Source organism: Corynebacterium sp. KPL2830, assembly GCF_040225635.1.
In the GTDB taxonomy this organism is placed as follows: Bacteria; Actinomycetota; Actinomycetes; order Mycobacteriales; family Mycobacteriaceae; genus Corynebacterium.
Genome location: NZ_JBEHFR010000019.1, coordinates 22,244 through 48,831 on the forward strand (window position 1 = coordinate 22,244; position 26,588 = coordinate 48,831).

Consider the following 26,588-nt stretch of genomic DNA (forward strand, 5'->3'; position numbering starts at 1 on the left):
TTTCAGACCCTTGCCCGCGCACGCTGGTGAGAGAAAATATTTTCTCACTCCAGGGTGACAGGAGCCCTCAAGCTTCGGTCAACCCCATGCAGAGGAGGAAAGAAGATGTCCCACAAGCTCTTGCGCCACGGACAAGTCGAACACCCGGAACACAGTGCGCAAATTCCGGAACAACCACCCGCAGAAGAAAAGCCACCCGCTGACGGCATAGAAACCCCATTTGCGGGCCAAGAAGGCGCCCCAGCGTGGAACAAGGAAGACACCGTATGGATGCTCTCGCTATTCGGCACCGCCATTGGCGCCGGCGTACTCTTCCTGCCTATCAACGCTGGCATCGGCGGCATCATCCCGCTTCTTATCATGTCCGTCGTCGCCTTGCCGATGACCTACTGGGCCCACCGCGGCATGACCCGCTTGGTCCTATCAAGCTCAAAGCCAGACGGCGATCTCACCGATGTCGTGGAGGAACACTTCGGCGTTAAAGCCGGCGTGTTGATGAATATCCTCTACTTCCTCTCCGTCTACCCCATCCTCTTGGTGTACTCGGTAACCATCACCAACACGGTCAATTCCTTTTTGGAACACCAACTAGGTCTCACTCCTCCGGATCGGTGGCTCACCTCGCTGATTCTCGTAGGCGGCCTCATCCTCGTCGTACGCATGGGCAAAAGCGTGGTCGTCCATGTCATGTCCTACTTGGTGTATCCGTTCATCGGCATCCTGGTCCTGCTCTCGCTGTACCTCATCCCCAAGTGGAATACCGCGCTCTTTGATAGCTTCGACCTCGACGTCGCGCGCGAAGCCTCCGGCCACGGCATGGGCATTACCTTGATGCTCTTGGTCCCAGTCATGGTCTTTTCCTTCAACCACTCGCCCATGATTTCTTCCTTCGCCGTTGACCGCCGCCAAACCTACGGCAAGTACGCGGAATACAAGTCCCGCAAGATCTTGCTGCGCGCGGAAATCCTCATGGTCGTCGTCGTGATGTTCTTCGTATTCTCCTGCGCGCTCAGCCTATCGCCTGCTGATATGGCGGAAGCCAAGGAACAAAACATCACCATCTTGTCGTACCTGGCCAACCACTTTGACAACCCCGTCATCCAGTGGATTGCCCCCATCATCGCCATGATTGCCGTAGCCAAGTCCTTCTTGGGCCACTACCTCGGCGCTGCAGAGGGCTTCGAAGGCCTCCTAGTTAAGGGCAGCAAGAACGCCAATAAAGATGATGCAGAATCCAGCCACAAGCTCGACACCATCACGCTCGTCTTCATGCTGGTCACCGCATGGCTCGTTGCCTGGGCGGATCCTTCCATCCTCGGCATGATTGAGACCCTATGCGGCCCAACCATCGCCATCATGCTGTTCCTTATCCCGATGATTGCCATCCACAAGGTCCCAGCACTCGCCCGCTTCAAGGGCAAGGCCTCGAACTACTTCGTCTTCATCATGGGCCTTATTGCCCTCGCCACCATCATCTACTCCATCGTCCAGGCTTTCTAAGCAGCACCCCTTCTCAGGATTTTCCAGGAGAAAACCATGTTCATCAGCATCTTCGATATGTTCAAGATCGGCATCGGCCCCTCAAGCTCACACACCCTTGGGCCAATGAAAGCCGGCAAGGCCTTCGTCGATGAGCTCAAAGAAAAAGGCCTCATGGATAAGGTCACCCGCGTTCAGGCCAACGTCTACGGCTCCCTATCCTTGACCGGTGTGGGCCACTCCACCGATAAAGCCATCCTGTTGGGACTAGCCGGCGAAGAACCAGAAACCGTCGATATCGACGGCATCTCCGCCTTCATGAAAGAGGTCAACCAGAGCGAAACGCTCCTTCTCGGCGGCACGCACACGGTGAGCTTTCCCAAAGACGGCGGCATCTACTTCCACGATGAATACCTCCCCATGCATGAAAACGGCATGTGCCTTATCGCCTTTGCCGGCGAGGAAGACATCTTGCACAAGACCTACTACTCGGTGGGCGGCGGGTTCATCGTCAAGCAAGAAGACTTCGCCATGCGCGGACAAGATACCGTGGACGTCCCATTCGCTTATGCCAGCGCGGAAGAACTACTGGCGCTGTGCGAAACCAATAATATGACACTCCCGGAGCTCGGCAGGGCCAATGAAAAGGCGCTGCACAGCGACGAGGACATCGACGAGCACCTGCGCAAAGTCCGCGATGTCATGTACACCGGCATTAAGCGCGGCTCCACCACCGATGGCCCACTCCCCGGTGCGCTACTCGTACCGCGCCGCGCCGCCTCGCTGAAGCGCAGGCTGGAAGAATCCGATCCGCACGATGGCCTCAACATTTTGAGCTGGGTGAATATGTTTGCCCTGGCCATTTCGGAGGAAAATGCTGCCTGCGGCCGCGTCGTCACCGCACCTACCAACGGCGCATGCGGCGTCGTGCCTGCGGTCCTGGCCTATTTCGATGAATTCGTCGAGCCGGTTACCCCAAGCATGTTCGCGGACTATATCTTCGCCTGCAACCACATCGCCGCGCTCTACAAGATGAACGCCTCCATTTCCGGTGCGGAAGTTGGCTGCCAAGGAGAAATTGGCGTCGCCTGTTCCATGGCCGCGGCCGGGTTGGCCCAACTGATGGGGGCAACACCGGAACAGGTGTGCGTGGCGGCCGAAATCGGCATGGAACACAAATTGGGCCTGACCTGTGACCCGGTCCTCGGCCAGGTGCAAGTCCCCTGCATCGAGCGCAACGCCGTAGCTGCGGTTGACGCCATTACCAGCGCACGCATGGCCCTAGACCGCGAAAGCAAACCATGCGTCAGCCTCGATGAAGTCATCTGGACCATGTACAACACTGGCAAGGACATTAACGCCAAGTACAGGGAAACCTCACAAGGCGGCCTCGCCCTAGCCGTCCACCCGCCCATCCCGGTATGTGGTTAATGCCGGCAACCTAGGCTCCGGAAAGAGCGCCATATAAGGAGGTGAGTACTTGGGCACGGCCGGGTACTCGCCTCCTTTGTGGTTACTTTGTGGTACCTTATCAATAATCTGACAGGAATTATAAGGACATGCTTCAGCTAATGAACCTTTCTAGCAGCCATGCCCCCGAAGAAAACTTCCTCGAGCAGTACATACCACTCGTCGATTTCCTCGGTCAGGCCATGGGCCCTAACACCGAAATCGTGCTCCATGATCTCGATGTACCCGATAAATCCATCATCGCCATTGCCAACGGTCACATTTCCGGCCGCGAACTAGGCGGCCCGGTTACAGACTTTGCGCTCTGGTTCATGAAACAGGGCGACGCCGCTGCCGTTCCTATGATGACCGGGTACCGCGCGGTCAATAGCGAGGGAAAAGTCTGCCGCTCCTCGAGCTATTTCCTGCGCGATGCCACCGGGCATATGCGCGGCATGCTTTGTATCAATGTGGAATTATCCGAGCTTATCCAGATCCGCGATGCCGCTAACGCGTTGATAGGCGGTACCGAGCCGGCCATCGATAAGGCGAAGGCCTTCGGCGGCTACCCCGGCACCACCGCACCGCAGCGCACTCCCGCACCGGAAGCGCCCGCGCAGAAAAAGCCGGAGGCACCCTATAGCGAATCGCTGCGTTCCAACGTTGAGCACCTTTTGGACTCCATGCTGGATTCCGCGATTTCCACGCACTCCACCCCGGTCGAGTCGATGCAGCGCCACGAACGGCTAGAGGTCATCGCTTCCCTCGAGGATGCTGGCTTCTTCCTCCTCAAAGGCGGCATTGCCGCGGCGGCCACCCGGCTCGGAGTATCTGAACCCACGGTCTATCGCTACCTCGTACAGGTCCGCGGCTAAGACTTCCCCGCCACCTGGATGTAGCAGTTTTACTGCATCCACGTGGCGCATGCGCTTGCCGACGCCCCCCAAAAAGGTGGGGCACAGCGGCCTGCACGTCGCCGTTTTAAACATTTCAGGATGCGTGGGAACTAAATGCGTCCTCACACCGTTGTACTTTTTGAAACAGGCGACAATTTCAGGAGGCTGAAAAGATGACGAATCCATCTGCCAACACCGCCAATGGCACTTCGACTTCCACTACTGATGAGGAACAGGAAGTAGACCGCGGGTCTCGCCGCAATCAAACCAATGACAATCCCTCTGCGGACTTGGTACGCGTCTACCTCAACGGAATCGGTAAGACCGACCTGCTCAGCGCCGAGGATGAGGTCGAACTCGCGCAAACCATCGAGGTAGGCCTGTACGCAGAATACAAGCTCAATAATGCAGAGAAGCTAACGCGCGCAGAAAAGCGCGACCTGAAGATCTTGGCCCGCGAAGGCAAGAAGGCCCGCTCCCACTTGCTGGAGGCAAACCTTCGCCTCGTAGTCTCCCTGGCTAAGCGCTACACCGGCCGCGGCATGCCGCTTTTGGACCTCATCCAAGAGGGTAACCTTGGCCTTATCCGCGCCATGGAAAAGTTCGATTACGCCAAGGGCTTTAAGTTCTCCACCTACGCCACGTGGTGGATCCGTCAGGCCATTACCCGCGGCATGGCCGACCAGTCGCGCACCATCCGCCTACCGGTCCACCTGGTGGAACAGGTAAATAAGCTCTCCCGCATCAAGCGTGAGATGTATCAGTCCTTGGGCCGCGAGGCGACCAATGAGGAGCTGTCGGAGGAATCCGGCATTGATGAGAACAAAATCGAGATGCTGCTGCGCCAGTCGCGCGATCCCGTCTCGCTCGACATGCCCGTCGGCACCGATGAGGAAGCCCCATTGGGTGACTTCATCGAGGATGCTGAGGCTACCGATGCTGAGACGGCCGTCGTGGCCTCTATGCGGCACTCCGATATCCGCGGTGTCATTGACACGCTAGAAAAGCGCGAGCAGGACGTCATTCGCCTGCGCTACGGCTTGGATGACGGCGTTCCACGCACCCTTGACCAGATTGGTCGCCGGTTCGGGCTCTCCCGCGAACGCGTACGCCAAATCGAGCGTGAGGTCATGGCCAAGTTGCGCGATGGCAACCGCGCCGACCGCCTCCGCGAGTACGCGCTATAAAACTTTTCGCCTCCTGAACCTTCTTTAATCGCGACCTCGAACGTGCCGCCGAGAATTTTTTCCAGTGTGCTTTCGAGGTCGCGTTCTCTATGCAAGCGGCGAGCTCGAACTCGTCTCCTTAAAATCTCTCCAGCAAACTTAGGGGAACTTAAGCTAGTCTGGATACAAAATGTAAAAAGCGCTGTCTGCTTTGAGCACGGCACGCATTACTGTTTCTCAAAGAAAGGTATGCCCACGTGAGGGACCTCGTTGATACTACTGAGATGTACCTTCGAACCATTTATGAATTGGAAGAAGAAGGCATCACTCCCCTGCGCGCCCGGATTGCGGAACGCCTAGAGCAATCCGGACCTACCGTATCCCAAACCGTTGCCCGCATGGAGCGCGATGGTCTCCTCCACGTCCGTTCGGATCGGAGCTTGGATCTAACGGAAAAGGGACGCGAATTGGCTACGGCGGTCATGCGCAAGCACCGCCTTGCAGAGCGTTTGCTTACTGATGTCCTCGGGCTCGATATCAGCAAGGTCCACGATGAGGCCTGCCGCTGGGAGCACGTGATGAGCGAAGAGGTGGAAAAGCGCATGGTCACGGTCCTCGACGATCCCAGCCGTTCTCCTTTTGGCAATCCGATTCCGGCGCTGGCGGAGCTGGGCTTCCAGGTCCCCGAACCATCAATTGGGACGCGGGCTATCGATCTCCCCGATGGCGAAGAAAAATCCGCCAAGATTATCCAGATCAATGAGATCCTGCAGGTAGATGAGGCTACCTTCCGGGACCTTGCTGAGGCTGGAATCCGGATCGGTACCGAGGTCACCGTGGTCAATAATGGCGGTACGATTTCGCTTACCACTCCCTCGGGAAAGGTCATCACCTTGTCAGATGATCTCGCACACGCCGTGCGCGTGGAGGTCTAGGCCATGAAGCTTTTGGTTACTGGCGGTGCCGGCTATGTCGGCAGCGTGTGCTCCGCAGTCCTCGTTGAGCAAGGCCACGACGTCACCATCATCGATAACTTTTCCACGGGAAACCGGGATGCCGTGCCGCCCGCAGCCCGCGTGGTAGAAGGCGATGTGGCCGACAAGGCTGCAGAAGTACTGGGCGAAGGCGGCTTCGAGGGCGTCCTCCACTTCGCCGCCCGCTCGCTCGTCGGTGAATCCGTGGAAAAGCCGGACGAATATTGGCAGCACAACGTCGTGACCACGCTGCGCTTGCTCAACGCCATGCGCGATAACGATGTCAAAAGCCTCGTCTTTTCTTCTACCGCAGCCACCTACGGCGAACCGGAGCAGGTCCCTATTACTGAGGACATGCCGACCCAGCCCACGAATCCCTATGGCGCTAGCAAATTGGCTATCGACTACATGATTACCTCTTTTGCACAAGCCTTTGGGCTCGCGGCAACGTCCCTGCGCTATTTCAACGTCGCTGGTGCCTACGGCTCCATCGGCGAAAACCGCGAGATTGAAACCCACCTCATCCCCATTGTGCTGCAGGTTGCTCTGGGGCACCGCGATAAGATTTTCATGTTTGGCACGGATTGGGATACCCCGGATGGCACGCCGGTGCGCGACTACATCCATATCCGCGATCTTGCCGATGCCCACGTGCTTGCCCTCCACAGCAATGCCCCCGGCACCCACCGGATCTATAACTTGGGTTCCGGCGAGGGATATTCCGTCAAGCAGGTCATCGAGATGTGCCGGAAAGTCACCGGCCACGAGATTCCGGCGGAGATCGCCCCGCGCCGCGCCGGAGATCCAGCCACGCTGATTGCGTCCTCAGACAAGATCAAGCGGGAGCTGGACTGGAATCCTCAGCGCACCGACTTGGAAACCATCGTGACCGACGCGTGGAATTTCACTCGGCAATTGGGCGACCGGGCGCATTCGGCGCGGCGCTAAAACGCGGGGCTACACAAAGCCATCGGCATCAATCCCCGCTGCCTCCCGCGCCGCGTCGCAACCGCGGCTCAGGCTGGTAATGAGGCGTTCCCCCATTCCGCTGCGATAGGCTTGGGCAATGAGCTGGCTCAAATTGTGACCCGGTGCCTCATCGAGGGCGACGGTAAGCGCTGGGCCGGCATAGAGCCCGAATTTCTGCGCCACCTGGGTCGCTGCAAATAACGCCAGCGCGTTATAACGGATGGTGCCGCCAAAGGTGCGCGCCGTGGCTAGGAGCAAGGTACCGGCCGCGTGCGGGGATTCGACGAGGTCTCGGATGACCAAGTCGCGCATCCACGTCGTCGACATCCACATCGCTCCCACGCAGAGTAATTCTTCGTTGTCTAGGGTCTCTTCCAGCGTCTCTACCTCGCTTAATACATACTGCACATCCGCGATGAGATGTTGGACCACCCGCGTTGGATCCGTTGTGCCGTAGCCGTGGCCGGCGCGCATCTGCCGCGACAATTCCTCAGCGCAGCGCTGCATGGACCCGATTTCTTCGTGCCCGAAGTAAGGGTTGTGCGGGGCGAATTGTTGGACGAGCTCGTCGCGGGAAAGCTCCGGCAAGGTGCCGTTTTCTACGCAGGCGCGCATAGAGGAACTGGTGGAAATAGCGGGAATGGTCCCTTCGGTCCAAGCGTGCATAGGGCCCTTGCCGTTCCCAGTGCTAAAGCCAAAGACGAGGTCGTAGGCGGTGGACGTTGCAATTTCTTCTACCAACCAGCAGGCATCGATTCCGGTGCCCTCGTCATCTTCGAAGTGGTAGAGCGACTCGATCATCTCCCAGAGCTCTACTTCCTCGCGCTGGGAAATGATAAAGCCTAGGACTACTTCCGGGTTGCCGCAGTGAAAGGCGCTCATGATTTCTGGCAGGGCGGCGGGGACATCGGACAAGTCTATGCGCGCGACTGGCCCCATGGTGCGGCCCGCTGGGGTTGGTTCGATGGAGATAAGGACGATGGACTCTGCTGGGAAGAATCCGAGGATTCCTGGAATATTGGCAAGGATATCGCCGGGTGTACGGATGGGCTGTTGTGGTGTTGTGATCTTCATGGCTTCTAGCTTCGAGGCCTGCGGCAAGTGCCGAAAGCCCAGCGCGGGCAGAGGGCCAAAATCTGTGGATAAGGTGGGTTGAAAGGGGCATCGGCAAGCAGTTATGCACAGGCCCATCGCACCGACCCTAGCGCCGGTTGCCTCGTTAGGGCATAATGGGTTATTTAACTACTCCGCGAACACTGAAGTAAGTGCGTGTGGGAATAGTGCGGTCCTGGCGGTCGTTGATCTAGATTAAGAGACCAAGGAGGTAACACATCATGCACGAAGAAGAGCGCAGCATGTACGAATTGGAGTACCCCGCTCCGGTGGTCAAGGACAATTCCGGTGAAGGAAAAGGCCCCACCATGATTGTTGCCATGCACGGCTATGCCGATGCGGGCCAGGCTATTGAGTCGAGCGCCGATCACCTCAAGGCGGCGCTGGAAAACCGCCAGCTAGCCTCCTTTAACTCTGATGAGCTCATCGATTACCGCTCGCGTCGCCCCGCCGTCACCATCGATAATGACCGGGCACTCGAGGTAGAACCCATGGATTTGGGCTTGAAGGTGCTCCGGGATAATTCCGGCAAGTCCTTCCTCCTTCTGTCTGGCCCCGAGCCGGATATGCGCTGGGAAGCATTTACCACGGCGGTGGTCAAGCTGGTGGAGAAATTTGATATTGAAGATACCATCATGCTCTACGCAGCGCCGATGCCCGTACCGCACACCCGCCCCACCGTGGTCACCGCACACGGTACTTCCTCCCGCCTGACAGACAGCATGGTCAAGATGGATTCGACCATGATGGTTCCGGGCGCCGCGGCGCTCTACATAGAAAAGGCCCTAGCGGATAAGGGTCGCACGGTAGCGGGCTATACCGCGCACGTGCCGCACTACCTGGCAGCCTCCCCCTACCCGCAGGCGACGCTGGAGCTCCTCGATTCCGTGGCTAAGGCCGCCCAACTCAATATCCCGCTGGGCAGCATCGAGGCGGATATTTCCCGCGTCGAGGGTCAACTGGATGAGCAGGTCAATGGCTCCGAAGAGATTGAGGGAGTGGTCCAGCAATTGGAGCAGCAGTACGATGCCTTCATGGAACGCTACCGCCAGGAGCACCCGCAAGCCATCATGCCGGGCGAAGAAGCCGTGCCCAGCGCTGAGGAAATCAGCGAGGAGTTCGAGGCATTCCTCGCCTCGCTCGATGAAGATGATAGCGAGGAGATTATCCACACGGATATTGATGACCGCGAAGACTCTGCCGACGATGACGATGACAGAGACTTAGGCGACGATATCTAACGAACCCGCCCCCATCGCCGCTAAGGTGGTGGGGGTGAACTTATCTCAACAGCTGCCAGATTTAACGGAAGTCCCCGAGTCCCTCATTGATGAGGCCATTTGGGATACTTTTAACTCGTGGACCACCAGCAAGGGAATCAATCTATATCCCGCGCAGGAGGAGGCCTCGCTCGGCATCTTGGCCGGAGATAATGTCATCCTCGCGACCCCTACGGGTTCGGGCAAGTCCATGGTGGCCAACGCCGCCCACTTCATCGCCCTCGCGCGCGGGCAGCGGAGTTTTTATACCGCACCCATTAAGGCGCTGGTAAGCGAGAAGTTCTTTGCGCTGTGTGAAATTTTTGGCGCAGAGAACGTAGGCATGATGACTGGCGATGCCACCGTAAACGGCAACGCCCCCATCATCGCCGCCACCGCCGAGATCGTTGCGAATATCGCGCTTCGCGATGGCGCCGAAGCCAACATCGACCAGGTGGTCATGGACGAATTCCACTACTACTCCGATCCAGATCGCGGCTGGGCCTGGCAGGTGCCGCTCTTGGAGCTACCCAAGGCGCAATTCCTCTTAATGTCCGCCACGCTCGGTGATACCGACTGGCTGCAGGAGGACCTCACCCGCCGCACGGGGCGCGAGACTAATCTGGTAGCCGGCTCCACTCGCCCGGTGCCGCTGGATTTTTCCTATGTTTTCAGCGCGGTGCACGAAACCATCGAAGAACTGCTCGCCGATAATAAGGCACCCATTTATGTCGTGCACTTTTCCCAGCGCGAGGCGGCCGAGCGGGCCCAAGCCCTGACCTCGCTGTCTAGCATCATTGGCAAAGAGGAAAAGGAAAGCATCGCTGAAGAAATCGGCGGGTTCCGCTTTACCACTGCCTTTGGCAAAGACCTCTCAAAGTTGCTTCGCAAGGGCATTGGCATCCACCATGCGGGAATGCTGCCCAAGTACCGGCGACTTGTGGAGCGCCTTGCACAACGCGGCCTCCTCAAGGTTATTTGCGGCACCGATACCTTGGGCGTGGGCATCAACGTGCCCATCCGCACCGTGTTGATGACCGGCCTGGCCAAGTTTGATGGGCAACGCCAGCGCATCTTGAAATCCCGCGAATTCCACCAGATTGCGGGGCGCGCTGGGCGTGCGGGCTATGACACGGAAGGCACCGTCGTCGTCGAGGCCCCCGAGCACGAGATTGAAAATGCCAAGGCCCGCAGGCGCATTGGCGATGACCCGAAGCGGCTGAAAAAACTCAAGAAGAAATCCGCACGCGAGGGCGAGGTCTCCTGGTCCGAGAAGACCTTTGCGCGGTTGACGGAAGCAGAACCGGAGCAATTGACCTCGCAATTCCGGGTCTCGAATTCGATGCTGCTCAATGTCTTAGCCCGCCACGGCGATGGTTATGCGCATATGCGCCACCTCTTGCGCGATAATCACGATCCCCGCAGCAAGCAGAACAAGGATATCCTCACCGCCCTCGACCTCTTCCGCGGATTGCTAGATTCCGGTGTGGTCCAAAAATCCACCAAGGGGCTGGATATCTACGGCCGCCCCTACCACCTCGTGCGGGAATTGCCGCGCGACTTTGCTCTGAACCAGCCCCTCGGCCCCTTTGCCTTGGCCGCGCTCTCCTTGTTAGATCCGGAGGCGGAGAGCTATCACCTTGATGTGATCTCGGTCTTTGAGGCGATCCTCGATGATCCCCGGCAGGTACTGCAAGCCCAGCAGAAGAAGCGGCGCGGGGAAGAAATTGCCGCCCTCAAGGCGGACGGGGTGGACTACACCGACCGCATGAATATCGTGGAAGATATTACCTGGCCCAAGCCTCTAGAGGAGCTACTCGAGCAGGCCTACGATACCTTCGCGGAGACCAATGCGTGGGTAAAGGAATTCGAGCTGCGGCCGAAATCCGTGGTGCGCGACATGGTGGAAAATGCCATGACCTTCTCGGACTTGGTGGCCACTTACGGCTTAGCCCGCTCTGAGGGCGTTATCCTCCGCTACCTTACCGATGCCTGGCGCACCCTTAAGCAGTCCATCCCCGATGAATATACGACGCCCCAAATTGAAGACATCATTGTCTGGTTGGGCGAGCTCATCCGCCAGGTGGATTCCTCGCTTGTCGATGAATGGGCGCAGATGGCCGGCGAAGACTCCCCCATTGATCAAGATACGCTCGACCGCGAGCTGGCCTTCGGCGTCGAAGATCCTACTGCCCTCACTGCTAACCGTCGCGCCTTTGGCATCATGGTGCGCAATTACATGTTCCGCCTCGCGCAGCTTTTCGCATTGGAGGAAGAAGACCGCCTGGCCGAGGTATTGGATTATCTGGACGAGGTCCCCGATTTTGGCGCCGTCTTGGATGACTACTTTGACGAATACGACGATATTGATACCGGCCCTGAGGCGCGCGGACCAGAGTACTTCCGGTTGGAAGAATCAAGCTCCCGCAGCTGGCCCGTGCGGCAAATTATCAAGGACCCAGCAGGCGATCGCGCCTATCAATTCGTCGCCACGGTCGATCTGGATGCCTCCGATGAAGCCGGTGAAGTCCGCTTGTCGGAGTTGCGCGTCGAGTATTAGGCACGCGCGAGTTGGGTAAAACGATAAAAGCCACCCCCTGCGCTGCAACCGGCATCCTATGGGAAACCGGGAGCAGCGCGCGGGGGTGGCTTATTCTAAAGGCTGATTAAGCAGCGCTTTTAGCGCGCAGCCTCAATCTGGACGGCCTGTGCGACTGCCTGAATGACAGAAGCAACCTTGATAGCCTCCCAGACCTGCTCCTTGGTCGCGCCAGTATCGTTGAGCTTCTGGGTATGTGCGCCCAAGCAGTGCTCGCAACCGTTGATGGCGGAAACTGCGATATTCCACAGCTCGAAGTTAGCGTCCTCCACGCCAGGCTTGGAGATGAAGTTCATCCGCAGGCCGAACTTAACCTGTGCGTAGTCATCGCCCAACCAACCCTTGGCTCGGTAGGCTACGTTGTTCATTGCCATGACGGTGGCAGCGCCGTAAGCGGCGTTGATAGCTTCCTCAGAGAGGTGCTCTTGTGCCTCTTCCGCGATTTCAGAAATCACGGTGTCATTGCGGGTAGCTGCCGCCGAAGCCAACAGGGTGCCCCACAGCTGCTCTTCATTAAGTTCAGTCGTGCGGGTCAGCGCGCCGAGATTGAGCTTCTGGTCCTTGGCGTACTCGGGTAGCGATGACTTCAAGTTCTCGATAGACACGGTCTTTCTCCTTCTAAATCTTTTCTCAGTAATTTAAATTGCAGGGCAAGTGCATGCCCCGCCAGAAAGCGGGGAAAGCACCTACTGATAACTAAGGCTTAAAGCTGGGACTGAACAACGTCCATCTTGTCGATGTTCTTGGTTGGGTCGTTCTTCTCCCAGTTGCAGGCGCAGACCTCTTCGGACTGCAGTGCGTCGAGGACGCGCAGAACCTCGTCAACGTTGCGGCCCACAGCATCCGGGGTAACGGAGACGAACTGAATAACTCCATCTGGGTCGATGATGAAGGTTGCGCGGTCAGCAACGCCGTCAGCGTTTTCTACGCCCAGTGCGCGGATCAGGTCGTGGCGCACGTCGGAGAACATCGGGAAAGGAACTTCCTTCAGGTCCGGGTGGGTTGCGCGCCAGTTGAAGTGAGCGAACTCGTTATCGGTGGAGCCGCCCAGCACCTGGGTATCGCGGTCTTGGAACTCTTCGTCCAACTTGCCAAAGGCAGCGATCTCGGTCGGGCAAACGAAGGTGAAGTCCTTGGGGTAGAAGAAGACGACCTTCCACTTGCCCTCGTACTTGTCTAAGGAAACCTGCTCGAAGTAGTCCTCTGGCTGGCTAGCGTTAACGTCGTGCAGGTCGCCGCCGGTCAGGGCGGTGAGGTCGAATTCTGGGAACTTTTCGCCAACGGTCATGATAGGCATGTTCTTCAACTCCTTCTTAAAAGGGTAATCTTTTTCAAGTTTCCGACAGTCCCGTACCGAGGACCACGGGCCGGACCCTCTCCGGCCCAACACCAAAGACAATACCATTAATTTCGGTCACGTCAATAGCTAATCCTATAGATAAATGTTAGAGTGATAGGCATGCATAATAAAGAGTATCGACCAACACTTGCCCAGCTGCGCACGTTTGTCACCGTGGCGGAAAACAAGCACTTCGGCACCGCTGCCGCCAAGCTGGAGATCTCTCAGCCTTCCCTCTCCCAGGGGCTGGTGGCGCTCGAGCAGGGGCTCGGCGTGCAACTCATCGAGCGCTCCACCCGCAAGGTCATCGTGACCTCGGCCGGCGAAACCCTACTGCCCTATGCCAAATCCACCCTCGAGGCCGCCGATACCTTCCTCGCACATGCCCGCGGCGCCCACGGCACCCTGTCCGGCCCGCTGACCATTGGCGTCATCCCAACCATCGCCCCGTATATCCTCCCGGACTTGCTGGCGAAGATTACGGAGACCTACCCGGAGCTTGAGCCGCGCTTTGTGGAGGAGCAAACCCAGCACCTCATCGCGCGCCTGCGCAACGGCAACCTCGATTTAGCCGTCCTCGCCTTGCCTTCAGAGGCCACGGGCATGGTCGACAGCCCGCTGTACACCGAGGACTTCGCCATCGTCAGCCCGCCCGATCACCCCATCGCCGGGCGTACGGACGTCCAGGTTGCGGAGTTGCGGGACTTGGATTTGCTGCTGCTTGACGATGGCCACTGTCTCCGCGACCAAGTCGTCGATCTCTGCCGGCACGCCCACGTCAACCCGGCAGAGGCAACGAATTCCGTCACGCGCGCCTCATCACTGACCACCATTATGCAGTTGGTCATGGGCGGGCTCGGCTGCACCCTTATCCCCAAGTCCGCTTTGGCCACCGAATGCCACGGCAAGAACCTCGGCATAGCCTACTTTGACCCCGATGTCACCGCTGAGCGCGAAATCGGCCTCGTCTTCCGCTCCTCTGCCGCACGCAGTGAAGAGTTCCGCGAATTCGGCACCCTGATTACCGCTGCTTATGAAAATGCCCTCGCCCGCTCGCTGGAGGGCTAAAATCGCCACGCACGTTTAAGGCCACCGGAGCAATGCCTCGGTGGCCTTAAATAAGGGTAAAGCGCTTACGCAGCTTGGCTGGTCGCGCGGCCTGCGCACTGTCGGAACAAATAAGCCGTAGCCAGTAAGGTAACCGGTACGGCGACAATCAAGCCAACCAGGAGCAGGATGCCGCCGGCAATCACAATCAGCGCGTTGAGCACCGTCAGCAGCAAGAGCTGGCCGTAGTTTCCCTTACCGGCCTTAAATCCGTTCTTGATGGCTTGGCCAATCCCGTCACCGTCGGCAGCAAACCACTGCATCAGCATATAAAGCGGTTGGATGAATAGGCTGATGAGAGACACTACAGCTAAGACTCCGAAAAAGCTCGCTATGGCCTCTAACGCCTCTTCCTCGGTGGCGTCGGCGCCCGCGTCTGGGCCGAGGAAAATCGAGCCCCCAACGAAGATGAACATGACTACCGAGGTAATAATGCCGATGATGATCATAATCACCAGCGGCTGCCACCACCGCACGTCTTTGCCCACATAGCTCCATCCAGTGCGCGGATCATCAATCTGGAAGAGCGCCAGTCGCATCGCCAACAAGCTAACGACGACCGTGATGATGTAGGACACGATTTGCACAATGGATCCCGCACCGGAGGCATCCGCACCCTCTGAAGGAGCAACGGCCATACTCACGCCGGAGATAGCTACGACAATGACGCCAACGAGCAAGGCACCAAGGATCCATAGTTTCCAGTTCTTAAATACCGTGCGAAAGGCCCAAGAAATCGAATCAATGGCCGAGGGCTTTCCGGTAAAACCGCCAGGATTTACGGTATTGTCCTGTGCTTGGTAGCCCGCATATCCTTGGTTGCCGGAGCTTTCGTAGCTGCCACTCTCGTGGCTGCCGCCGTAGGAAGGCAGGCTTCCGTAGCTCGGCTGGTCTTCTGGGTGGTCAGTCGGTTCATAGCGCGGAAAATCGTCATTTCCACCGGATTTATCGCCGTTCATCAGCGGTGCCTTCCTTCTACATTCGGGTTGGGCGCAACGAAAAAGTATCTTTTAGACAAGTGTTTTCACAATAGCAACTTTTTCCACTCCACGTAACCGGGGTAAGCTCATAGACTAGCCATGACACAGCATGAAACAACGACGTCGCAGGCCCCTAGCCGCGATGAACTTTTTGCCGCATTAGACAACGTCACCATCGCCGAGGCCCGCAGCTTCCGCCGCCGCCTGTCGAAGGCACGCGCCCCCAAGGCCCTGCGCGAAATCGGCCAGGATATCCAGGCTGCCACAGATCGCCTGGCGCTTGTCGATGCCGCCGTCCCCCAACTCACCTACCCCGATTCCCTGCCGGTCAGCGCCCGCAAGGACGATATCGCCGCCGCAATTGAAGAAAACCAGGTCATCATCATCGCCGGCGAAACCGGTTCTGGTAAGACCACGCAGATCCCCAAGATCTGCCTCGACATCGGACGGGGCCGCCGCGGCCTTATCGGCCATACGCAACCGCGCCGCATCGCCGCGCGGACCGTCGCCGAGCGCATCGCCTCCGAGCTGGACCAAGATATCGGGGAATCGGTAGGCTACGCCATCCGCTTCGATGACCAGGTCTCTGATACCACCGCCGTAAAACTCATGACGGACGGCATCCTGCTAGCGGAAATGCAGCGCGATCGCTTCCTTAATAAATACGACACCATCATTATCGATGAGGCACACGAGCGTTCGCTGAATATCGACTTCCTCTTGGGGTATCTCAAACGGTTGCTTCCCAAGCGGCCCGATCTCAAGGTGATCATCACCTCCGCAACCATCGATCCGGAAAGCTTTGCCGAGCACTTCGCCCAACCCGATGGCACCCCCGCGCCCATCATTGAAGTCTCCGGGCGCACGTACCCGGTAGAAATCCGCTACCGCCCCCTCGAATTCGAGGCCGGTGGAAAGCTGGTGGATCAAGACCCGCTCGATGGCTTAACCGAAGCCATCGAGGAGCTCATGGCAGAAGGCGACGGCGATATCCTCTGCTTTTTCCCAGGCGAGCGCGATATCCGCGATGCCATGGAAGCCATCGAGGCCAAAAAATGGAAAAACGTCGAAGTCGCTCCTCTCTTCGGGCGCCTATCCAACCAGGAACAGCACCGCGTATTTAGCAATCACCGCGGGCGGCGCATCGTTTTGGCCACAAATATCGCCGAAACCTCGCTGACCGTACCCGGAATCCGCTACGTCGTGGATACCGGCACCGCGCGCATCTCGCGCTATTCCACGCGCACCAAGGTGCAACGCCTGCCCATCGAGCCCATTTCTCAGGCCTCTGCCAACCAGCGCTCCGGTAGGTGCGGCCGCGTCGCCGATGGCATCGCCATCCGCCTCTACAGTGAGCAGGACTTCCAAAGCCGCCCGGAATTTACTGATCCGGAAATCCTGCGCACCAACCTGGCCAGCGTCATTTTGCAGATGGTCTCGCTCAAGCTCGGCGAAATCGAGCAATTCCCCTTCCTCCAGCCACCCGAGTTCAAGGCCATTCGCGATGGCCTCAACCTCCTCCACGAGCTCGGGGCGCTCCAGGATAAGCACGAGAAGCCTAAGCTAACAGAAACCGGCCGCAACTTGGCCCGCATCCCACTCGATCCACGCATGGCGCGCATGCTTATCGAGGCCCATACCAACGGCTGCCTCCACGATGTCATCGTCATCGTTGCCGCCATGACCATCCAAGATGTGCGCGAACGTCCGCTGGACTACCAAGCGCAAGCCGATCAGGCGCACGCGCGCTTTAAGGACAAGACCTCTGACTTTTTGTCCATGCTGAAGTTGTGGGATTACATCAAGCAGACCCGCAATGAGCAATCGGGCAATAAATTCCGCAAGCGCATGAAGCAGGAGTTCCTCCACTATATGCGCATCCGCGAGTGGTTCGACTTGGTCCGCCAACTCAAGGACGTCTCCAAGCAGCTGGGGTGGGATTACCAAGAAGGCACCGAACGCCGCTCCGACGATATTCATATCGCGCTGCTTTCTGGCCTGCTATCCAATATCGGCGCCCGCGACGGCAATTCCAAGGAGTTCCACGGCGCGCGCAATACCCGCTTCCTCGTCTTTCCAGGCTCCGCCTTGGCCAAAAAGCCGCCCGAATTCCTCATGGCGGCTGAGCTCGTCGAAACCTCTCGGCTCTGGGCCCGCGACGTTGCCGCCATCGATCCGGCGTGGGTGGAAAAGCTCGGCGCGGACCTGCTCAAGCACAACTATTCCGATCCCACGTGGTCCCGCAAGCGCGCGGCCGCCATCGCGCACCAAAAATCCACGCTCTACGGAGTGCCAATCGTTGCGGATCGCACCGTGCCCTACCACCGCGTGGATCCCGTCGCTGCGCGCGATATGTTCATCCGCAACGCCCTTATTGCCGGCGAGTGGAACGTGCACCACGACTTCCTCAAGGCAAATGCGCAGGCCCTTGATGAGGCCGCAGAATACGAGGAAAAGGCCCGCCGCCGCGGTCTCATCGTGGATGAGGATACCCTCTTTGATTTCTATGACCAGCGCATTCCAGACAAGGTCACCACGGGCCGGCATTTCGATTCTTGGTGGAAGAAAAAGCGCCGCCAGGAACCCGATCTGCTGAATTTCGATCCAGCCACGCTTGTCGATGACTCCCACGACGTCACCGAAGTCTCCTTTCCCGATCACTGGCGCAAGGGCTCCATCGATTACGAGCTGACTTATAAATTCGAACCCGGCGATCCCCTCGATGGCGTCACCGTCATGGTTCCCGTTCCCATGCTTGCCGGTCTCAATACCGAGGGCTTCGATTGGCTCGTCCCCGGCCTGCGGTTCGAGCTCGTCAACGAGCTTATTCGTTCCCTTCCCAAGGCTCTGCGGCGCACCGTCGTGCCCGCGCCGGAATTTGCCGAGCGCGCCGTGGAACGCCTCATCCCCTTCGAAGGCCCCCTTACCCAGCAACTTGCCGATGTCCTGCGCGAGCTCGGCGGCCACGGCATCAACGCCTCCGATTTCCAACCGGACAAGCTGCCGGAACATTTGCGGATGAATTACGCGGCCATCGACAAGCGTGGCACCATCATCGATTCCGATAGGAACCTTGCCGCCCTGCGCGAACGCCAGGCTGGCCACATTAAATCGTCCGTATCGCGGGTAAGCCGGACAGCCGAATCCACCGCGGTCAGCGAATGGACCGACGATACCCTCGGCACCGTTGACGAGACCGTCACCACCACCGTCGATGGCCACGAGGTCACCGCTTACCCAGCGCTGGTGGCCACCAAGGATGGCGTGGAGCTTAAGGTTCATCCCACCAAGGCGGCTGCCGATGCCGCCATGGTCACCACCACCCTCACGCTTTTGATGCGCGAGATTTCCGTCTCGACCGCGCAAATGGTCAAGGGGCTTCCCTTGCAGCAGCGCGTCGCCGTGGATTCTTATCCGCATGGCGGGGCCGACGGGCTGGTCAATGACGCCCGCGTCGCAGCAATCCGCGACCTCATGCTCGAAGCCGGCGGCCCCGTGCGCTCGCCAGAAGCGTTTTCCGAGCTCAAGGATACCGTGAAGCCGCAGGTTCCCGGCCGCGTGCGGCAATCAATCGTCTCGATCGCGCCTGGCTTGGCTGAGTACTCCAACCTCCGTGCCGAGCTTTCCCAGTGGGACGGTCCCGCCATCGACGATATGGAAAAGCAACTTAATTTCCTTCTTCCGCCGAATGCCATCACCGTGCACGGAGCCACGCACCTGCGCCACCTTCCCCGCTATATCCAGGCAATGCGCATCCGCCTGGAGGACATGTCGCTCGATCCGGATCGCGATGCCGACCGTCAGGCCGAAGTCGATAATGCCAAGGCCTATCTTGCAAACCGGCTACGAAATCTCCCTGCGGGCCGCGAAAAGACGCGCGAAGTCAAGGACATTCATTGGATGATCGAGGAACTGCGGGTCTCCCTATTTGCCCAGCGCCTCGGCACGGCGCACGCAGTGTCCCTGCGGAGAATCCAAAAGGCAGTGGATAAGCTGCGCTGACGTTCCTATCACCGCATTCCCGGCACTCGCCGGGAGCTCCGCTCCCACCATCGCTGGCTGGTTGGCCGGCCAAACCCCACCAGCTAGCCAAAGCTGCTGCCCAGCCACATCTGCTGCCCAAGCACTGCTTGCGCCCAAGCACCACTGTCGGCAAGAAGCCGCTGCCAGTCACCAACAAGGAAATCTGTTCTCTCAGCCGCCAGTGACGTCAGAATTAGGCGGCCTCACCAAAATCATGGGCCCAAAACCCCAGTTAAAGCTGCTTCGAGCCTGCCCTAAACCCCCGCAGTTTAAAGGCCCCCGCGATCGCGTCGCCGCATCAGTCGAATCTCCGATTCAAAGTCATCCGCGCTCTCGAAAGATTTATATACCGAGGCGAAGCGCAGATATGCGACCTCGTCTAGGTCACGCAATGGCTCAAGGATCGCTAACCCGATTTCGTTGGCATTAACCTGTGAAGACCCATGCCCCCGCACGGTTTCCTCAACTTCTTGCGCCAACTTTTTAAGGGCGTCATCGCTAACATCTCGGCCTTGGCAAGCGCGCCTGACACCCCGAATGAGTTTATCCCGGCTAAATGGTTCTGCAAGGCCATTTCTCTTAACGACCAGCAGTACAGCTTTTTCCACAGTGGTAAAACGCCCTTTACACGAAGCACACTCGCGACGCCGCCGTATCGATGCGCCTGCATCTACCACGCGAGAGTCGATAACGCGGGATTGTTCGTTATGGCAAAACGGGCAGTACACACTAGTCCTTTCGCTAATTTAGCTTCTCGGCTTAGTTTACTCCCGAGGCCAAGCCAAGAATCGGACGCCGCTACTCCAGACTCGTGCTGCCCGCATGCCTGCCTCCTTAAGCGAGCAAGGTCACCCCTGCCCTAGGAGGCAAGCTGATGGCAGATAAGACGCCCAACCTAGAGCCTTCCCAGCGCCCGCTTAAGTACTAGATGCATTACTTAACGATCGCTGCTTCTACTTGCTGTACCGAAGTACCAGGTTCAGTCGGTGCCTCAGCGCTCGTGCCCATCAATCCACCGACGACCGTGCCAAAAAATACCGCAGCGCCGAACACAGCACCAAGCAGGTAGTTTTTGCGTGAACTCTGTGTATCGTCTTTTTCAATCGCGTTGTTTGCCACATTAAGCAGCGAATATTCGTCAATCCACATATTCGAATCCTCTTTAGGATTCGTTCGATATTCAGAATCTAGCGTCCTAATTTTTTCTATTCCAGAGCGGGGATGCTGCGCACCCCACCTACGATCATCGATATCCCAGATGGCGGCTGAAGGTACGATCTGTGGACGTGCCGAGTGCTGTTTAACCATGTTATTGCGAGAGTTAAGTAGTTGAGACATTTTTTCCTTTCGACGACCGCAATAAGTCTAAAGCGGCCCCTTGACACGACAGGAGCACAATGTCGCTCCTGTGTTCGAGATTGATTCTATGTTCGATTTATAGCACCCTTTCGAAACCCTGTCCAGTTTTCGGCGCAAATCTCGAACGCCTGTACTTTTCGTGCTACAAATGGGTTATGGCACGCAGCTGCCACCCAGTCCCTTTTCAAGCTACGACCGCAGAATCTCAGACCCCTAGCTAGGAGCCGCACATGGGCCGCAAAAAAGCAAGCAATGCAAAGAACGATTACGCTTCCCTTTCCGAAAGGCAACGCCGCATCCTTAACGTCATCAGCGATGCGGTGATGCTACGCGGATACCCACCCAGCATCCGCGAAATCGGCGATGCCGCAGGCCTGCAATCCACTTCGTCCGTGGCCTATCAGCTCAAGCAGCTTGAAGAAAAGGGTTTCTTGCGCCGCGATCCTAATAAGCCACGCGCGGTCGATGTGCGTCACCTCAATACTGACGACGGCGAAAAGAAACCGGGGCGTAAATCTAAAGAGGCCACCGATACCTCTGCCCGCAGCGCTGAAGAGTCCGCTGCCGTAGCTTATATTCCCGTCGTGGGACGCATTGCTGCCGGTGCACCGATCACCGCAGAGGAAAATATCGACACGTATTTCCCCATGCCAGACGAGGTCGTCGGCGGAGGCGAGCTTTATATGTTGCAGGTTGTGGGCGATTCCATGCAGGATGCCGGCATCCTCAACGGCGACTGGGTCATCATCCGGTCACAGTCAGTGGCTGAGGAAGGCGAGTTTGTCGCCGCGCTTCTCGATGGCTCCGAGGCCACCGTCAAGGAATTCCACCGCGACTCCTCTGGCGTTTGGCTCCTTCCGCACAACGATGCCTATCCGCCCATCAACGGCGATGATGCAGAGATTATGGGAAAGGTGGTATCCGTGTTCCGCAAGCTCTAGGCCTCGGCAAGCTACTTTAACCAAGCCGCACGCGAGTTTTCGCCTGCAGTTCTTGTCGCCGCCTGCACTCTGCGCCCGCTTTCTTGAAACCCGCTCTTTGCACGTCGTACGCTGCCCTGTTCCCTTGCTTGGGGAGCAGGGCCGTTCGAGTTTTAACGCATTCCACGCCTTTCTGCCTCGCAAGCGCGCCCCAAAAAGCCAACTTAAGCGCGCGGGGCCTATTGATAAAGCACCCCCAAAATAACGGATCCGTAAGTAAAGCGCTAACAGGGCCGACTTTCATCTAGGGGAATTAGAACTTACTGACCAGCAATTTTTGTTCAAACCAGACAACGGAACAAATCTGGATTTTTGTTTTCGTCCGATTACCGCCGAATTTTGACACAATGGAGGGAGAAACCCCACATGATTTAGCTTTCACCGCGCGCGTGCATTCGCAAATAGAGTTCACGCTCGGCCGAAGGCGAGGAGCAAGGAGGATCCGTGTACGCAGAGGAGCGACGCCGCCAAATCGCGTCCCAAACTGCTGTCGAGGGTCGCGTCAACGTCACCGATTTATCAGAGCGTTTCGACGTGACTGCCGAAACCATCCGCCGCGACTTGGCCGTACTGGATCGAGAGGGCGTTGTCCACCGCGTTCACGGTGGCGCCGTTGCTTCGCAAGCGTTCCAGACCGCGGAGCTCACGCTTGATACCCGCCAGCGTTCTGCATCGGGGGCCAAGGCCGCCATCGCGCACGCCGCGCTCGATTTCCTTCCCCCTGGCGGCGGCAGCATCTTCCTGGACGCCGGCACCACGATTAATACCTTTGCCGAGCTCATTAGCCAGCAATACCCGCAGGCGCAGTTCAATATCGTCTCCAATAGCCTGCCCATCGCGCTGTCGCTAGCCAATAGCGGTGTTCCCGATGTCCAGCTCCTCGGCGGCACCGTACGCGCTATCACCCAGGCCGTCGTCGGCGATACCGCCCTGCGCACCATGGCGCTCATGCGTGCCGATGTCGCCTTCATCGGCACCAATGCCCTGACCCTCGATCACGGCTTGTCGACGGCCGATTCCCAAGAAGCAGCCATCAAATCCGCCTTCGTCACAAATGCCCACAAGGTCGTGGTCATGTGTGATTCCAGCAAATTGGGAAACGACTACTTGGTGAGCTTCGCCTCCATTGCCGATATCGATGTCGTCATCACCGATTCCGGCGCACCGGAATCCTTCGTCGATGCCCTGCGCGAGCGAGAAATCGATGTCGTGCTCGCCAGCGAATAGCTCCATTACGCGCACGACTTCGCCCTCCCTACCCCGGTGCCATTTCCAACCGAGGTAGGGAGGGCGAAACCTTATGCCGCTAGTTGAACTTTTCTATCTGCTCCATCGCTGCGACACGGGCGGCGGAGGGGCCTTCGGAGTTGAGGGCGGCATCGGCAAGCTGTTGGCACTGGTCAAAGGTCAGCTCGGCCAATTGGGCACCAACGCCGGCGACTGCGGTCGACGCCGCCGACAAGGAGTTGACGCCAAGGCCGGTCAATACGCAGGCCAATAGCGGATCGGCCGCGGCCTCACCACACACGCCAACCGGTACGTTGTATTCGTGTCCGGCGATGCAGGTGTGCTGGATAAGCCGCAGCACGGCCGGCTGCCACGGGTCAGTGAGGTACGCCAGCTGCGGCGACAGGCGGTCAGCGGCCATCGTGTACTGGGTGAGGTCATTGGTGCCGATAGACACGAAGTCTAAATGCGGCATGATCTTATCTGCCATTAGCGCGGCTGCGGGCACCTCAATCATCGCGCCCGCGGTCAGGCCGCGCTCCCGGCACAGCTCCGCAAACCACTGGGCTTCCTTCGACGTCGCCACCATCGGTGCCATGACCCAAGTCTCGGCATCGCCGCCGCGGGACTCCGCGGCCTGGGCGATGGCGTCCAGCTGGCGGGTTAACAGGGACTCGTTATCGCGGGCAATGCGCAGACCGCGCACACCCAACGCCGGGTTCTCTTCCGAGGACAACGTGGCATAAGAAATCGGCTTATCGGAACCAGCGTCCAAGGTGCGCACCACGACCTTAAAATTAGGGTAGGCGTTAAAGACCTTCTTGTAAATTTTTGCCTGCTCGTCAACGGAAGGCTCCTCGCTCGCGGACAGGAACGACAACTCCGTGCGGTAGAGGCCAATGCCCTCTGCCTGCGAGTCGGAGGCAATGCGGGCGGCGTTGCCATCGGCCACGTTGGCCAACAGCTGCACGCGGTGGCCGTCCTTGGTTTGCGCCGGCCCAGTCCATTCGGCCACGCGGGCGGCGCGCTCGCGGTATTCCGCGACCGCCTTGGTGGATTCTTCCTCGTCCGCACCCAGCGTCACGGTTCCGAGCGCACCGTCGACGAAGACCAGAGTGCCGCTTTCGATCTCCCGCAGCTTATTTCCCACGGCGACGATACACGGAATATCGAGCTGGCGGGCGATGATCGCGGTGTGGCTAGTAGGCCCGCCCAGCTCGGTGACGAGCGCGCGAATATGCGCGGTATCCAGGGTGGCGGTATCGGCAGGCGCGAGGTCATCGGCAAAAAGCACCGCTTGGCCCTCCACCATGGGCAAACCAGGCTCCTGCTCGCCGCGCAGCTGGGCGATGACACGGTCGCGCACGTCCTTCAGATCGGTGGTGCGCTCGGCCATGACGCCGCCTGCCGCTTCAAACATGGTGACGAACTTATCCGTGGCTCCCACCGTGGCGAACTCGGCATTCTTGCCCGAGCGAATGTTCTTGCGCACGGCCTTGTGCCACCCGCGGTCCTTGACCATGCCGGCGGTGGCCGTCAGCACTTCCGAGGCTTGGCCCTCGGCGGCTGCGGCGCGGTTTTCCAAGCGGCCAGCGACGACATCGACTGCCTCGAGGAAGCGATCGTATTCGGCTTCGCTGCTGGCCTCTTGGTCAATACTTCCTTCAGTAGGCAGCTCCGGGCGGGGGCGCACCCATACGGCTTCTGCATAGGCAACTCCAGCGACAACGCCGGTTCCTTTAACAGTGGACTGAAGCGTATTTTCCATGGCGATACTTCCTTCGAAGATAGCGGCTTATTTATTTCCAGATCATCACAAATCCAACAGAAATGCAATGTATGCCACACGGTTTCTATTGACTTTCCAACACAATCGGGCAAGAATAAACATTAACGGCGGGCTTAAGCGCGAATTCCAACCGGACCGGACTGCGTGTGGCCCCCAATATACGCACTCTGCGAAAGGGATAAGTTCTCGATGATCCTCACGCTCACCCCAAACCCAAGCATTGACGCCACCCTGGCGCTCAATCAGCCACTGACCTCAGGCGATGTCCACCGAGCCGCCAGTGTTACCCAGGTTGCCGGCGGCAAAGGCGTCAACGTCGCCCACGCCGTGCACCTCGCCGGGGAAAAAACCCTCGCCCTCTTCCCTGCCCGCGCGGCCGATCCCTTCATCAACCTCATCCAGGAGGTCCACCTCCCCTACGCCCACGTGGACATGGACGGTGGCGTCCGCGTCAATACCACCATCACCGAGCCAGATGGCACGACCACCAAGGTCAACGGCCCTGGCCCGCTGCTTTCCGATGCCACCCAAAACCACCTCATTTCCACGCTTACCCACCATGCCCAATCCGCCGATTGGGTAGCCCTTGCCGGATCGCTGCCCAAGGGTGTTGACGCCGGCTGGTATACCGACCTCATCAAGGAGATCCGCACTGCCGCCCCGCAGGCGCGCATCGCCGTCGATACCTCTGATGCTCCGATGAAGGCCATCGCCAAGCAGCTCGCTTCCGCCGCCCCGGATCTCATTAAACCCAACGGTTTCGAACTGGGGCAGCTGACCGGCCAGGATGGCCTCGCCCTCGAGCGCGCCGCTGCGGCCGGGGACTATAGCCTAGTCGTGGAGGCTGCAAGGGATGTCGTGGGGCGCGGCATCAAGGAAGTGCTCGTCACCCTCGGCGGCGCCGGCGCCGTGCTGGTGACCGCAGACGGCGCGTGGGCTGCGACCCCACCTCCCGCCACGGTGAAATCCACCGTTGGCGCGGGTGATGCCGCATTGGCCGGATACCTACTGGGGCACACGCAGGGGAAAGGGCCAGCAAATTCCCTCGCGCTCTCGGTGGCTTATGGCACCGCTGCGGCCGCAAAACCCGGCACCCAATTCCCCAGTCCCGAAGAACTCGATACCGCCCATACCTCCATCTCCGCTCTATAGCTAAAGGAGCCTTCCATCATGGCATCCGATCTCATCACCACAGAACTCGTCGCGCTTGACGCTGACTTTGGCGATAGCGTCGATTCCGTTATCACCAACCTCGCCACTTTGGTGCACGATACCGGGCGCGCAACCGAGGTCGCAGGCCTCGCCCAGCCCGCCATCGACCGCGAGGCCAAGGCCGGCACCGGCGTGCCAGGTGGCGTGGCCATCCCCCACTGCCGTTCCGAGGCCGTCACCGAGCCGGCCCTAGCTTTCGCCCGACTTTCCCGCGGCGTGGATTTTTCCGGCCCCGACGGCGATGCCCAGTTGGTCTTCCTCATCGCCGCCCCCGCCGGCGGTGGCAAGGCCCACCTGCAGATTCTTTCCAAGCTCGCCCGCGCCCTCGTCCGCAAGGACTTTTTAGAGGCCCTGCGCACCGCGTCGACGAAGGAAGAAATCGTCAAGGAAATCCTAGCCGTCGTCAACGCGGAAAAGCCGAAGAAGAAAAAGCAGGACACCGCGGAGGCTGCAGCTGGGGCTGCGGAAGGGGCATCGGCAAGCGCGGGTGCTTCGGCGCAAGCTACCCGCATCGTTGCCATCACGGCCTGCCCAACCGGCATCGCGCACACTTACATGGCTGCCGATGCCCTCACCCAAACTGCCGGCGAGCGCGACGACGTCGATCTCACCGTCGAAACCCAGGGCTCGTCCAATAATGAATCGGTCTCGCAGTCCACCATCGACGC

General features: G+C 58.8%; 21 protein-coding genes. 14 read left to right on the plus strand and 7 right to left on the minus strand.

Translation table 11 applies throughout. The features are described from left to right. Positions 1 to 105 precede the first annotated feature (105 nt). The 6 genes from ABRP87_RS07835 (at position 106) to galE (ending at position 6,912) form a co-directional block, all read left to right on the plus strand. Entirely contained in the window at positions 106 to 1,500 is a 1,395-nt protein-coding gene (locus ABRP87_RS07835) for an SLC5/6 family protein (protein WP_349868260.1), read from the plus strand. Between the two features lie 36 nt (positions 1,501 to 1,536). Then, complete coding sequence (locus tag ABRP87_RS07840; RefSeq protein ID WP_349868261.1) at positions 1,537 to 2,910, plus strand: L-serine ammonia-lyase; 1,374 nt, start codon at positions 1,537 to 1,539, stop codon at positions 2,908 to 2,910. 128 nt (positions 2,911 to 3,038) lie between these two features. Then, complete coding sequence (locus tag ABRP87_RS07845) at positions 3,039 to 3,803, plus strand: helix-turn-helix transcriptional regulator (RefSeq protein WP_023022681.1); 765 nt, start codon at positions 3,039 to 3,041, stop codon at positions 3,801 to 3,803. Between the two features lie 194 nt (positions 3,804 to 3,997). Continuing rightward, entirely contained in the window at positions 3,998 to 5,011 is a 1,014-nt protein-coding gene (locus ABRP87_RS07850; protein WP_349868262.1) for a sigma-70 family RNA polymerase sigma factor, read from the plus strand. Between the two features lie 236 nt (positions 5,012 to 5,247). After that, positions 5,248 to 5,925, plus strand: coding sequence for a metal-dependent transcriptional regulator (locus ABRP87_RS07855; protein WP_239269833.1), 678 nt, complete (start codon positions 5,248 to 5,250; stop codon positions 5,923 to 5,925). Positions 5,926 to 5,928: 3 nt separating this feature from the next. Further along, positions 5,929 to 6,912, plus strand: a complete 984-nt coding sequence (gene galE, locus ABRP87_RS07860; protein ID WP_237800525.1) for a UDP-glucose 4-epimerase GalE — start codon at positions 5,929 to 5,931, stop codon at positions 6,910 to 6,912. 9 nt (positions 6,913 to 6,921) lie between these two features. On the opposite strand, the gene ABRP87_RS07865 is transcribed toward galE, so the two are convergent. Then, positions 6,922 to 8,007 (minus strand): DUF4192 domain-containing protein, encoded by a 1,086-nt coding sequence (locus ABRP87_RS07865; RefSeq protein ID WP_239269834.1) that lies wholly within the window; start codon positions 8,005 to 8,007, stop codon positions 6,922 to 6,924. A gap of 260 nt (positions 8,008 to 8,267) precedes the next feature. On the opposite strand from ABRP87_RS07865, the gene ABRP87_RS07870 reads away from it, so the two are divergent. Together ABRP87_RS07870 and ABRP87_RS07875 are read left to right on the plus strand one after the other, a co-directional pair. After that, a complete protein-coding gene (locus ABRP87_RS07870; protein ID WP_239269835.1) occupies positions 8,268 to 9,287 on the plus strand; it encodes a PAC2 family protein in 1,020 nt (339 codons plus the stop codon). Positions 9,288 to 9,321: 34 nt separating this feature from the next. Continuing rightward, positions 9,322 to 11,865, plus strand: coding sequence for a DEAD/DEAH box helicase (locus ABRP87_RS07875; protein WP_349868263.1), 2,544 nt, complete (start codon positions 9,322 to 9,324; stop codon positions 11,863 to 11,865). A gap of 119 nt (positions 11,866 to 11,984) precedes the next feature. Here ABRP87_RS07875 and ahpD read toward each other — a convergent pair whose 3' ends face one another. Continuing rightward, positions 11,985 to 12,509, minus strand: a complete 525-nt coding sequence (gene ahpD, locus ABRP87_RS07880) for an alkylhydroperoxidase, AhpD family (RefSeq protein WP_023022695.1) — start codon at positions 12,507 to 12,509, stop codon at positions 11,985 to 11,987. A gap of 98 nt (positions 12,510 to 12,607) precedes the next feature. Beyond that, positions 12,608 to 13,201 carry a peroxiredoxin gene (locus tag ABRP87_RS07885; RefSeq protein ID WP_349853674.1) on the minus strand — a complete coding sequence of 198 codons (594 nt, stop codon included), beginning with the start codon at positions 13,199 to 13,201 and terminating at the stop codon, positions 12,608 to 12,610. A gap of 162 nt (positions 13,202 to 13,363) precedes the next feature. On the opposite strand from ABRP87_RS07885, the gene ABRP87_RS07890 reads away from it, so the two are divergent. Next, positions 13,364 to 14,311, plus strand: coding sequence for a LysR substrate-binding domain-containing protein (locus ABRP87_RS07890; RefSeq protein WP_005283411.1), 948 nt, complete (start codon positions 13,364 to 13,366; stop codon positions 14,309 to 14,311). Between the two features lie 65 nt (positions 14,312 to 14,376). On the opposite strand, the gene ABRP87_RS07895 is transcribed toward ABRP87_RS07890, so the two are convergent. Next, positions 14,377 to 15,309: a hypothetical protein gene (locus tag ABRP87_RS07895; protein ID WP_349868264.1), complete on the minus strand. Its 933-nt coding sequence runs from the start codon at positions 15,307 to 15,309 to the stop codon at positions 14,377 to 14,379. Positions 15,310 to 15,429: 120 nt separating this feature from the next. Here ABRP87_RS07895 and hrpA point away from each other — a divergent pair, with 120 nt between their 5' ends. After that, the gene (gene hrpA / locus ABRP87_RS07900) at positions 15,430 to 19,332 is read left to right on the plus strand and encodes an ATP-dependent RNA helicase HrpA (RefSeq protein WP_349868265.1); all 3,903 of its coding nucleotides are present in this window, start codon (positions 15,430 to 15,432) and stop codon (positions 19,330 to 19,332) included. A 290-nt stretch (positions 19,333 to 19,622) separates the two neighbouring features. Here the strand turns inward: hrpA and nrdR are convergent, their stop codons facing one another. Both nrdR and ABRP87_RS07910 read right to left on the minus strand, forming a co-directional pair. Further along, the gene (gene nrdR / locus ABRP87_RS07905) at positions 19,623 to 20,081 is read right to left on the minus strand and encodes a transcriptional regulator NrdR (RefSeq protein ID WP_023022704.1); all 459 of its coding nucleotides are present in this window, start codon (positions 20,079 to 20,081) and stop codon (positions 19,623 to 19,625) included. A gap of 205 nt (positions 20,082 to 20,286) precedes the next feature. Further along, positions 20,287 to 20,691 (minus strand): hypothetical protein, encoded by a 405-nt coding sequence (locus ABRP87_RS07910; RefSeq protein ID WP_349868266.1) that lies wholly within the window; start codon positions 20,689 to 20,691, stop codon positions 20,287 to 20,289. Between the two features lie 251 nt (positions 20,692 to 20,942). On the opposite strand from ABRP87_RS07910, the gene lexA reads away from it, so the two are divergent. Together lexA and sugR are read left to right on the plus strand one after the other, a co-directional pair. Then, a complete protein-coding gene (gene lexA / locus ABRP87_RS07915; protein WP_023022709.1) occupies positions 20,943 to 21,653 on the plus strand; it encodes a transcriptional repressor LexA in 711 nt (236 codons plus the stop codon). 483 nt (positions 21,654 to 22,136) lie between these two features. Further along, positions 22,137 to 22,919, plus strand: a complete 783-nt coding sequence (sugR, locus tag ABRP87_RS07920; protein WP_023022711.1) for a transcriptional regulator SugR — start codon at positions 22,137 to 22,139, stop codon at positions 22,917 to 22,919. Between the two features lie 79 nt (positions 22,920 to 22,998). Here sugR and ptsP read toward each other — a convergent pair whose 3' ends face one another. After that, on the minus strand, positions 22,999 to 24,687 hold the full coding sequence (ptsP, locus tag ABRP87_RS07925) for a phosphoenolpyruvate--protein phosphotransferase (RefSeq protein ID WP_349868267.1): 1,689 nt from the start codon (positions 24,685 to 24,687) through the stop codon (positions 22,999 to 23,001). 210 nt (positions 24,688 to 24,897) lie between these two features. On the opposite strand from ptsP, the gene ABRP87_RS07930 reads away from it, so the two are divergent. Together ABRP87_RS07930 and ABRP87_RS07935 are read left to right on the plus strand one after the other, a co-directional pair. Further along, positions 24,898 to 25,860, plus strand: a complete 963-nt coding sequence (locus ABRP87_RS07930) for a 1-phosphofructokinase family hexose kinase (protein ID WP_349868268.1) — start codon at positions 24,898 to 24,900, stop codon at positions 25,858 to 25,860. Between the two features lie 18 nt (positions 25,861 to 25,878). Further along, a partial coding sequence (locus ABRP87_RS07935) for a fructose PTS transporter subunit IIA (protein WP_349868269.1) occupies positions 25,879 to 26,588 on the plus strand: 710 nt, incomplete at its 3' end.